At 31.2% G+C, this 1068-nt stretch carries 1 protein-coding gene; it reads right to left on the bottom strand.

Annotated elements, in window-relative coordinates; genetic code table 11:
* A partial coding sequence (locus tag HMPREF9225_RS09660; protein ID WP_040551890.1) for an AMP-binding protein occupies positions 1 to 1068 on the bottom strand: 1068 nt, incomplete at both ends.

Genomic DNA, 1068 nt, shown 5'->3' with positions numbered 1-1068 from the left:
CTTAGAATGGTTTATAAATGCAGAGTTTGTCTTTTCTTCATCTCTGTAATATTCTCTTGCTAACCCTTTGCCACCTATATACAATTCCCCTGCAACTCCAACCGGACAATCTTTTAAATCATAATTTAATACATAATATTCTTGGTTTGCTAAAGGCTTGCCATAAGGAATACTCTTCCAAGAAGTATCTACCTTTTCAATTGGATAATATATTGACCATATTGATGCTTCAGTAGCTCCGCCCAAACTTATTATCTCTGCATTTTCATACTGCTCTTTGATTTTATCTGGTAAACTTACTGGTATCCAATCCCCACTTAATAATACTAATCTTAAACTATCTCCCCATAATTTTACTTCTATGATGTCTTCTGATCCTGTTTCTACATAATTATTCTGTGCATCATTATGAATAATCAGCATATCTATTACCGCAGGAACAGAATTCCAAATTGTTATATCTTCTTTTTCAATAATCTCAGATATATAGTTCATATCATGAATATCTGGTATCTCTACAAGTGTTGCCCCTGTAGACAAACTTCCAAATATATCATATACTGATAAGTCAAAACACATTGAAGATAAACCTATTATATTATCTTCTTTATTGACACCAAACTTTTGATTTATATCTATAACTGTATTCATAGCAGATTCATGTGTTATTGCTACACCTTTTGGTCTCCCTGTGCTTCCTGATGTATAAATAATGTATGCTAATCCTTTTGGATCATATTCAATTTGAGGATTAATGGCTGAATAACTAGAAACTTTATTCTTTCCATAAAAATCTCTATCAATATATAATTTGCTCCTACTATTTTCTAAAATATATTTTTGTCTTTCTAATGGATGTTCTGGATCAATAGCTACATAAGCCGCTCCCGATTTTAGTATTCCAAGAATATTTATTATTGTTTCCTTTTTTCTCTCTCCTAAAACTGCTACTATATCCCCTTGTTTTATTCCTTTCTCAATTAAGAAATTACATATTTGAGCCGACTTTTCATCTAATTCTTTACAAGTGATACTTCCATCTTTATCTTTAACCATTACCTTGTCAGG

Origin of the sequence: Peptoniphilus duerdenii ATCC BAA-1640 (assembly GCF_000146345.1) — a bacterium.
Taxonomy (GTDB): domain Bacteria; phylum Bacillota; class Clostridia; order Tissierellales; family Peptoniphilaceae; genus Peptoniphilus_B; species Peptoniphilus_B duerdenii.
This window is presented reverse-complemented; position numbering and strand designations above follow the sequence as displayed.